10 protein-coding genes and 1 pseudogene are annotated in these 9,079 nt (G+C 70.1%); 5 read left to right on the top strand and 6 right to left on the bottom strand.

Features of this window, described 5'->3' with window-relative positions; translation table 11 throughout:
- Positions 1 to 181, bottom strand: a pseudogene (locus tag AC1D15_RS10055) (acyl-CoA desaturase); the annotation flags it as partial.
- A 177-nt stretch (positions 182 to 358) separates the two neighbouring features.
- Entirely contained in the window at positions 359 to 1,618 is a 1,260-nt protein-coding gene (locus tag AC1D15_RS10060) for an RsmB/NOP family class I SAM-dependent RNA methyltransferase (protein WP_477825868.1), read from the bottom strand.
- A gap of 21 nt (positions 1,619 to 1,639) precedes the next feature.
- Between AC1D15_RS10060 and AC1D15_RS10065 the strand changes: the two genes are divergently transcribed.
- Positions 1,640 to 1,882: a DUF1653 domain-containing protein gene (locus AC1D15_RS10065; protein ID WP_477825869.1), complete on the top strand. Its 243-nt coding sequence runs from the start codon at positions 1,640 to 1,642 to the stop codon at positions 1,880 to 1,882.
- Positions 1,879 to 2,538: a DUF1345 domain-containing protein gene (locus tag AC1D15_RS10070; protein WP_477825870.1), complete on the top strand. Its 660-nt coding sequence runs from the start codon at positions 1,879 to 1,881 to the stop codon at positions 2,536 to 2,538. The genes AC1D15_RS10065 and AC1D15_RS10070 overlap by 4 nt, the downstream gene beginning before the upstream one ends.
- 8 nt (positions 2,539 to 2,546) lie before the next feature.
- Here AC1D15_RS10070 and purN read toward each other — a convergent pair whose 3' ends face one another.
- Positions 2,547 to 3,170, bottom strand: a complete 624-nt coding sequence (gene purN / locus AC1D15_RS10075; RefSeq protein ID WP_477825871.1) for a phosphoribosylglycinamide formyltransferase — start codon at positions 3,168 to 3,170, stop codon at positions 2,547 to 2,549.
- Positions 3,171 to 3,209: 39 nt separating this feature from the next.
- Here purN and AC1D15_RS10080 point away from each other — a divergent pair, with 39 nt between their 5' ends.
- From AC1D15_RS10080 to AC1D15_RS10090, 3 genes are read left to right on the top strand one after another with little or no spacing between them, the layout of a single operon-like run.
- Positions 3,210 to 4,511, top strand: coding sequence for a tryptophan--tRNA ligase (locus AC1D15_RS10080; RefSeq protein ID WP_477825872.1), 1,302 nt, complete (start codon positions 3,210 to 3,212; stop codon positions 4,509 to 4,511).
- A gap of 57 nt (positions 4,512 to 4,568) precedes the next feature.
- Complete coding sequence (locus tag AC1D15_RS10085) at positions 4,569 to 5,000, top strand: DUF3717 domain-containing protein (protein WP_047507512.1); 432 nt, start codon at positions 4,569 to 4,571, stop codon at positions 4,998 to 5,000.
- Positions 4,997 to 6,376 (top strand): MATE family efflux transporter, encoded by a 1,380-nt coding sequence (locus AC1D15_RS10090; RefSeq protein WP_477825873.1) that lies wholly within the window; start codon positions 4,997 to 4,999, stop codon positions 6,374 to 6,376. Before AC1D15_RS10085 ends, AC1D15_RS10090 begins: the two co-directional genes overlap by 4 nt.
- Positions 6,377 to 6,394: 18 nt before the next feature.
- Here AC1D15_RS10090 and AC1D15_RS10095 read toward each other — a convergent pair whose 3' ends face one another.
- The 3 genes from AC1D15_RS10095 to AC1D15_RS10105 all read right to left on the bottom strand — a co-directional run.
- On the bottom strand, positions 6,395 to 7,711 hold the full coding sequence (locus AC1D15_RS10095; RefSeq protein ID WP_047507508.1) for a sensor histidine kinase: 1,317 nt from the start codon (positions 7,709 to 7,711) through the stop codon (positions 6,395 to 6,397).
- A 24-nt stretch (positions 7,712 to 7,735) separates the two neighbouring features.
- Positions 7,736 to 8,449 carry a response regulator gene (locus AC1D15_RS10100; RefSeq protein ID WP_465114202.1) on the bottom strand — a complete coding sequence of 238 codons (714 nt, stop codon included), beginning with the start codon at positions 8,447 to 8,449 and terminating at the stop codon, positions 7,736 to 7,738.
- A gap of 111 nt (positions 8,450 to 8,560) precedes the next feature.
- Positions 8,561 to 9,079, bottom strand: a 519-nt coding sequence (locus AC1D15_RS10105) for a Spy/CpxP family protein refolding chaperone (RefSeq protein WP_477825874.1), incomplete at its 5' end; no start/stop codon positions are given.

Here is a 9,079-nt window from a genome sequence, read left to right on the forward strand (position 1 = left end):
GTGCCGCATGCAGATCGAGCGATCGGTGTGCTTGCGAGCGGTGCAGGAAGATCGTGACGGATGCGATCGTGATGTGGGTCAGAACCAGCGCAATGATGACAATTTGCCACCACGTGGTTTCGACCAGGCCGTTTGCCAGCCAGTTCACCAGAGCATCCCAGACCGTCATCAACAGATTCATCAAAGCGCCTTTGCACCGTCACACAAGAAACGGGTCCCGCATTGTAGGGGGCCCTCCCAACAAACAACCCGATGGAAGAGCGGGGTTTGCACCATTCAGTTCCGCAGATGGTGGCGCATTGATCGAAATCAACGCACCAGCCGTCAGCGCTCACTCACATCCGCGGCACCACCAGCGTCAACGGCGCTCCCAGACTGCGGCAAAGAACCCGTCGGTCGCGTGCCGGTTCGGCCAGAGACGCACGAAACCGTTCGTGACGAGTTCGCCCGGCGTGCCGGCATGCGCCTTCTCCAGCGCCGCGGTCGCATCCACCGGCGTGAACTCGCGGGCGTGCGATTCGCTGAAGGCCTGCGCGATGCCTTCGTTCTCGGCCTCCAGCAGGCTGCAGGTCGCGTAGACGAGCCGGCCGCCGGGCTTCAGCAACCGGGCCGCGCTGTCGAGGATGGCGGTCTGCTTGACCCGCAGCTCCTCGACCGATTCCGGCGACTGGCGCCATTTCAGGTCGGGATTGCGGCGCAGCGTGCCCAGCCCCGAACAGGGGGCGTCGACCAGCACGCGATCGATCTTGCCGGCCAGCCGCTTGATGCGGTCGTCGCGCTCGTGCGTGATCTGCACCGGGTAGACGTTCGACAACCCGCTGCGCGCGAGCCGCGGCTTCAGCGCCGCCAACCGGTGGCCGGAGGTGTCGAAGGCGTAGAGCCGCCCGGTGTTGCGCATCGACGCGCCGAGCGCCAGCGTCTTGCCGCCCGCCCCCGCGCAGAAATCCACCACCATCTCGCCGCGCTTGGCATCGGTGATCAGCGCCAGCAGCTGGCTGCCCTCGTCCTGCACCTCCACGTCGCCCGCGGTGAAGACATCGAGCTTGTTCACCGCCGGCTTGCCCTGGACCCGCAGGCCCCACGGCGAGAACGGCGTCGGCTGCGCGTCGATGCCCTTGGCGGCCAGCGCCGCCTGCACGTCCTCGCGCTTGGCCTTGAAGGTGTTGACGCGCAGGTCCAGCGGCGCGCCCTCGTTGAGGCTGTTCACCAGCGGCCAGAACTCCTCGCCGAGCGAGGCCTGCAGCCGTTCGGCGAGCCATTCGGGCAGGTTGTGGCGCAGCTTGTCGGGCAGCGCCGCGGCGTCCACCGCCTGCACCTTGGGCAGCCAGTGCTGCTCGAAGTCGTTCATCGCGGCGCGCAGGAAGCCTTCGTTGCCCTGCCAGCCGAGCAGCGCCAGCCGGCGCTCCATCTCGCCCTTGCCCGACTGGGCCAGGTGCTGGAACAGCAGCCGCTTGCGCAGCACGGTGTAGGTGGTCTCGGCCAGCGTGTGGCGCTCGCGGGCACCGAGCGCACGGTGTTCCTTGAAGAAGGCCGACACGACGCTGTCGGCGGGGGTGTCGAATCGCAGCACGCGGTGCAACAGTTCAGTGGCGAGTTCGAGCAGGGCGTTGGGATGCATCCCGCGATTATCCTTGCCCCCATGACCGAACCCGATCTGCCGCCGCTGCCGTCCCTCGAGAAGGGCCTCTACCGCCATTACAAGGGCGGCGAGTACGAGGTGATCGGCGTCGCGCGCCACAGCGAATCGCTGGAGCCGATGGTGGTCTACCGCCCGCTGTACAACGACACCGGCTGGTGGGTGCGGCCATTCGCGATGTTCGTCGGGACGGTCGAGATCGACGGCGTCGTGCGTCCACGCTTCGAGCCGCTGCCCGCGCGATGAGAACGCTGATCCAGCAGCTGCGCGCCCGGCCGCACCTGGTGATATCGGTCGGCACCGGCGCGTTGGTCGCCGCCCTGGCGCCGCTGCCCAGCCATTCGCCGCCCTACCTGCTGCTCGGCTGGAACGTGGCCGTGTGGCTGTACCTCGCGCAGGCGTTCTGGATCATGTCGCGTGCCGATCACCATCACCTGCGCCGCACCGCGGTCGCGCAGGCCGAGGGGCACGGCGTGGTGCTGTTGGTCGTCGTCGCGGCAGCCGTCGCGAGCCTCGCGGCGATCGGCGTCGAGCTGTCGAGCGCCAAGGCGGCCACGCCCCTGCAGGCCTTGCCGCACATCGCGGCTGCGCTCATCACGGTGATCGGTGCGTGGCTGCTGCTGCCCACGCTGTTCGCGCTGAGCTATGCCAGTGCCTATTTCGCCGACGATGCGGCGCCGGGCGAGTGCGGGCTGGTGTTTCCCGGCGACCCGAAAGCACCGCGCCACTACTGGGATTTCCTGTACTTCTCGTTCACGATCGCGGTCGCGTCGCAGACGTCCGACGTCGTGGTCACGCGCAGCGCGATGCGCCGCACGGTGCTGATGCAAGCGCTGCTGTCGTTCGCGTTCAACACCGCGATCCTCGCACTGGCGATCAACATCGCTGCCAGCCTGATCTGAGCCTGCTTCTAGAGCAGCTGCGATTCGCCCGCCGTGTGCATGACGACATCGCCGTCGACCCGCAACTGATCCTGCACCAGCCAGCGCACCGCGCGCGGGTACATCACATGCTCGCGCGCCAGCACGCGCGCCGACAGGCTGGCCTCGGTGTCGCCCGGCAGCACCGGCACGGCGGCCTGCGCGATGATCGGCCCGTGGTCCAGCGCCGGCGTCACGAAATGCACCGTCGCGCCGGCCAGCTTGCAGCCCGATTCGATCGCCCGGCGGTGCGTGTGCAGCCCCGGAAACGCCGGCAGCAGCGATGGATGCACGTTGACCATGCGGCCCGCGAAGCGCTGCACGAACCCGTCGGTCAGGATGCGCATGAAGCCGGCCAGCACCAGCACGTCGGGCTCGTAGCCCTCGATCACCGCGGCCAGCTCCGCGTCGAAGGCCTCGCGATCGTCGAAGCGCTTGTGATCCACCGCCACCGCGGCAATGCCGCGCTCGCGAGCGAACGCAAGCCCCGCCGCGTCGGGCCGGTTGCTGATCACCGCCGCGACCCGCGCCGGCCAGCCTTCGGCGGCGCAGGCCTGCACGATGGCCTCCATGTTGGAGCCGCGGCCGGAGATCAGGATCACGATGCGCTTCATCGGCCGGCAGTGTAGTGCCCACCTACAATGCGCCCCACCATGACGCAACGCGTGCTCACCGGCATCACCACGACCGGCACTCCCCACCTCGGCAACTACGTCGGCGCGATCCGCCCCGCCATCGCGGCCAGCCGCGAACCCGGCGTCGAGAGCTTCTTCTTCCTCGCGGATTACCACGCGCTGATCAAGTGCGACGAGCCTGACCGCATCGAGCGCTCGCGCCTGGAGATCGCCGCCACCTGGCTGGCGGCCGGGCTCGACCCGGAGCGCGTCACCTTCTACCGCCAGAGCGACATCCCCGAGACGCCCGAACTCACCTGGCTGCTCACCTGCGTGACGGCCAAGGGCCAGATGAACCGCGCCCACGCCTACAAGGCCGCGACCGATGCCAACGAGGCGCAGGGCAAGGACGCCGACGACGGCATCACGATGGGCCTGTTCAGCTACCCGATCCTGATGGCGGCCGACATCCTGCTGTTCAATGCCCACCGCGTGCCGGTCGGGCGCGACCAGGTGCAGCACATCGAGATGGCGCGCGATGTCGCGCAGCGCTTCAACCACCTGTTCGGCAAGCAGCGCGAGCTGTTCGTGCTGCCGCAGGCGCAGATCGACGAAGCCGTCGCGATGCTGCCCGGCCTCGACGGCCGCAAGATGTCGAAGAGCTACGACAACGCGATCCCGCTGTTCGAAGGCGGCCCGAAGGCGCTGAAGGAGGCGATCGCACTGATCGTCACCGACTCGAAGCTGCCCGGCGAGCCGAAGGACCCCGACAACTCGCACCTGGTGACGATCCACGACGCCTTCGCGAGCGCCGAGCAGCGCAGCGCCTTCCGCGCCGAACTGCGCGACGGCCTGGGCTGGGGCGAGGCCAAGCAGCGGCTGGTCGAGCGCATCGAAGCCCACGTAGGGCCGATGCGCGCGCACTACGCCGACCTGATGGCACACCCGGAGCGCATCGAAGAAGCACTGCTGGTCGGCGCCCGCAAGGCGCGTGCGATCGCGACGCCGTTCCTGCAGGAGCTGCGCGGCGCGGTGGGGCTGCGCTCGATGAAGGCCGTCGTGCGCGCCAGCACGGCAACGGTCGCGGCCGAAGCGCCGAAACTGCCCGTCTTCAAGCAATACCGTGAAGCCGACGGCCTGTTCTATTTCAAGCTCACCGCATCCGACAACCTCGTGCTGCTGCAAAGCCGCAGCTTCACCGAAGGCCGCGAGGCCGGGGCATGGGTCAAGCGGCTGAAGACCGAAGGTGCAGCCGCGCTGGCCGGTGCGCCGGTCGAACTGGGCGCCGAGCGCGGCGTGGTAGAGCAGGCGCTCGCCGCGCTGGCCGCAGCGCAGGAATAACCCGCGCTGCGGGGGTCTTCGCCCCGCGCTATGCTCTGCCCCCCGCAGGGTTCCCGCATGGCCGCCATCCACATCACCGACATCGAATCCGCCATCAACTGGTGGCGTGATCGCAGCCCCTCGCCGGACGGCATCACCGCCTGTCCGCAGGTGCTGGCGCTGGCCGAGGTGTATGCGCTGCTCGTCTACTACCACGAGAGCGAGTGCGACGAGGCGTCGATGCCCGCCAAGGCGCGCGACGCCTGGCTGCAGTGGTATGCCAGCACGCCCGATGCGCCGTGCATCGCGATCTGCTCGACGAGCCAGGGCGACGACATCTGCAAGGGCTGCGGCCGCACCTTCGACGAGGTGCAGCTGTGGACCGAGATGTCGCCGGCCGAGAAGCGCATCACCTGGCGGCGCATCACGATGGAAGGCACCGCCTGGCGCTTCAACCGCTACGCCGAACGCGCGCAAGCCACCTCTTCCGGCGAAAGCCCGGCCGCGTGACGGGGCACGGTCTGCTCGACAGCGCGCGCCGCATCGCGCGCCTGGCCTGGCCGGTGTTCATCGGCCAGCTCGCGGTGCTCGCCTTCAGCACCGCCGACACGGTGATGGTGGCTCGCCACACCGCGCTCGACCTGGCGGCACTCGCGATCGGCGGCGCCACCTACATCACGATCTTCGTCGGGCTGATGGGCGTCGTGCTCGCGATCGGGCCGATCGCCGGCCAGCTGTTCGGTGCGCGCGACCTGCCGGGCGCAGGGCGCCAGTTCCAGCAATCGGTGTGGCTCGCGCTGCTGCTGTCGGTGCCCGGCTGCGCGCTGCTGCTGATGCCGCAGCCCTTTCTCGCGCTCGCGCAGGCCTCGCCCGAGGTGGCCGAGCGCGTGCGCGGCTACCTGGGCGCGCTCGCGTTCGCGCTGCCCCCGGCGCTGGTGTTCACCGCGTTCCGCGGCTTCAACACGGCCGTGTCCCGGCCGACGGTCGTGATGCTGCTGCAGCTGGGCGCGCTGGCCTTGAAGCTGCCGCTGAACGCCGCGCTGATCTTCGGCACGACGCTCGGCCCGCTGCAGATTCCCGCGCTCGGCGCCGCGGGCTGCGGCGTCGCGACCGCCCTCGTGATGTGGCTGCAGCTCGCACTCGCATGGCAGGTGCTGCGGCGCGACAGCTTCTACGCCGCGTTCGGCCTGCGCGGCCATCCGTTCCCGAAACCCGACCGCGCCAGCATCGTCGCGCTGCTGCGCCTGGGCGTGCCGATGGGCGGCTCGATCCTGATCGAGGTGACCGGCTTCACCTTCATGGCGTTCTTCATCTCGCGCATCGGCAGCACCGCGGTGGCCGGGCACCAGCTCGCGGCCAACCTGGTCTCGCTGATGTTCATGCTGCCGCTGGCGCTGGCCAACGCGAGCGGCACGCTGGTGGCGCAAAGCATCGGCGCGCACGACGCGGCCGACGCACGGCGCATCGGCTGGCACGGCCTGCTGATCGGCGTGTCACTGTCGGCCGTGCTGGGCGCGGCGGTGTACCTCTCGCGCGAGGCCGTGCTCGGCGCCTACACGAGCAACGCGACCATCATTGCCGCCGCGATGCCGCTGCTGGCCTGGGTCGCGGTGTTCCACATCGCCGATTCGGTGCAGACCATCGCATCGTTCGTGCTGCGCGCCTACCGGCTCKCGACGGTGCCGATGCTGATCTACGCGTTCGCGATCTGGGGCATCGGGCTCGGCGGCGGCTATGCGGTGGCGTTCGACACCACCGGCCACACGCCGGCCGCGCTGCATGGCGCGCTGGGCTTCTGGTCGGCGTGCACCGCCGGGCTGGTGGCGGCCGCGGCGGGCCTGAGCGGTTTCCTCGTCTGGCTGTGGCGCCAGAAGACGGTCGCTTGAGAACAGCGGCCTGATCGGTCAGGCCAGCGGCAGGCTCAGCTCGAAGCAGCTTCCGCCGCCGTCACGCGACTCGCAGCGCACGCTGCCGCCATGCCGTTCGGCGATCTGCTTGACCAGGCTCAACCCCAGCCCCACCCCGCCCGCCTGCTCGGCATGGCCGGGCAGCCGGTAGAACGGCTCGAAGATCCGCTCGCGCAGCGTCTCGGGCACGCCCGGGCCGCGGTCGCAGACCTGCACCAACGCGCGGCCGGCGCCGTTGCGCACCTCGATCGTGATGTCGCCACCGCCGTAGCGGCGGGCGTTCTCGAGCAGGTTGCGCAGCGCGCGGCGGATCAGCCGCTCGTCGCCCTGCACGGTGGCCGTGCTGCCGTCGGCATCGGCGCCGACGCGCGAGCCTTCTTCGGCGGCCAGCGCCAGCAGCTCCACCGGCTCATCGCGGTCGACACGCTGCAGCGCGTCGAGGCGGCTCGCGAGCAGCACCTCTTCGACCAGCGCATCGAGCTCGCCGACGTTGGTGTCGATCTCGCGACGCAGGCGCTGGCGCTGCTCGGGCGTCGCGTCTTCCATCATCGACACCGCCATGCGCAAGCGCGCAAGCGGCGAGCGCAACTCGTGGCTGGCATTCGCGAGCAGCGATTGATGCGAGCGCACCAGCGCCTCGACGCGCTCGGCCGCGAGGTTGAAGCTGGCCGCCACCGCCGCCACCTCGTCGCGGCCGGAGACTTCCACGCGGTGGTGCAGCTCACCCGCGCCGAACTGCTCGACGCCGCGCTTGAGCGCCTGCAGCCGCCGCGTGAGCCGCCGCACCACCGGCCACGCACCGGCGGCCACCGCGACGAACAGCAGCACCAGCACGACGATCGTGCCGACGCCGCGCTGCCAGCTGGGCGGAACGAACGGCAGGTTGGGCGGCATCGGCCCGAACTCGGGGCGGCCATCGGGCGGCGGGCGCCGCAGGCCCGGCCGCAGCACCCACAGCGTGCGGCCGTCTTCGAGGTGGATCTGGAAGCTGCGCGTCTGGCCTTCGCCCTGGCGCAGCACGAACGAATCGGAGGCCGAGATGCGATCGCCGCTCGGGTCGTCGAGCGCGAGCGGCAGCCGCAGCCGCTGCGACCAATCGCGCAGCGCCTGGGCCTGGTCCTCGTGCGGCGACTCGGCGCCGGGCAGCGAGCGCTGGATCAGGTCGCCCCAGGCGGCCATGCGCTCGGACAGCACGTTGTCGGCGCGCATGCGCTCGTCTTCCATGTGGCGCTGGAACAGCCAGGCCGATCCGGAGGCGAACAGCAGCAGCACCGCCACGACGGTGAGGTAGATCCGCAGCGTCAGCGTGCGCATCGCGGTCTCAACGCCCGGTGATCATCAGTCGGCACCCTCCGCGTCCTGCTTCTTCGCGAACACGTAGCCGGCACCGCGCACCGTCAGCACGCGGCGCGGGTTCTTCGGGTCGTCCTCGATCACCGCGCGGATGCGCGAGATGTGCACGTCGATCGAGCGGTCGAAGGCTTCGAGCGGATGGCCTTTCAGCAGGTCCATGATCTGGTCGCGCGACAGCACGCGGCCGGAGCTTTGCGCCAGCACGACCAGCAGGTCGAACTGGTGGCTGGTGAGGTCGCAGGCCACGCCGTTCAGGCGGGCGACGCGCTCGCCGAGATCGATCTCGAGGCGGCCGAAACGCAGCACCTCGTCGGGCGCCGCGGGCGGCGTCGCGCGGCGCAGCAGCGCCTTCACGCGCGCGAGCAGTTCGCGCGGCTCGAAGGGTTTGGGCAGGTAGTCGTCGGCACCGAGTTCGAGGCCGACGATGCGGTCCATCGGCTCGCCGCGCGCGGTCAGCATCAGCAGCGGCAACTGGCGGGTGCGCGGGTTGGCGCGCAGCTCGCGGCACAGGTCGAGCCCGTCGCCRTCGGGCAGCATCAGGTCGAGCACCAGCGCGTCGTAGCCGGCACCGGCCAGGCGCTCGCGGCCGGCGGCCAGCGAGCCGGCGGTTTCCACCTCGAAGCCCGAGCCGCGCAGGTAGTCGCCCACCATCGCGGAGAGGCGGGCATCGTCATCGATCAACAGCACGCGGGATGTCATGGGTCGGTCAGCCTCCAAGGCCGAAGGGCCCGCGGCATCGAACCGCGGGCCACTGGAAGTGGCAGGTCGCAATGAGATCACAACTTGCGGTCCGTGATGGGTCCCGGTGGGTTACTTCGGGGCCGGGGCGGGCTTGTCGCGCTGCATGCGCTGCATGCGATCGCGCATCTGGTCTTCGCGCATCTTCATGCGCTGGGCCAGCTTGGTGCGCTGCTCGGGCGTCAGCACCTTGGCGACGTCGATCAGGCCTTGCGTGATGCGGCGGCTGGCCTGGTCGTGCTGGGCCTCGGTCTGCTGGCGCAGCGATTCGACGGCGGCGGTGTCGATGGTCGGGGCGGCCAGCAGCTGCAGGCCCTTCTCGTGCAGGCCCTTGGCCGATTCGTGCTGGGTCTTCAGGTCGGCGGCCGCGGCCTGCACGATCTGCTTGATCTGGGTGCGCTGCGCCTCGCTGGCGCCGACGCCGTCGAGCATGTGGTCGACCATGCGGTTGAGTTGCTCGGGCCGGCCCATGAACATGCCCGGGCCGCCCATGCCGGCGTGGTGCATGCGGGGACCGTGGCTGAAGCCGGGGCCGGGAGGTGCGTTCTCGGCCCACGCCGAGAGGGCCAGCGTGCCGGCCACGGCCAGCAG

The sequence above is a fragment of the Rhizobacter sp. P2_H2 genome, from assembly GCF_056403375.1.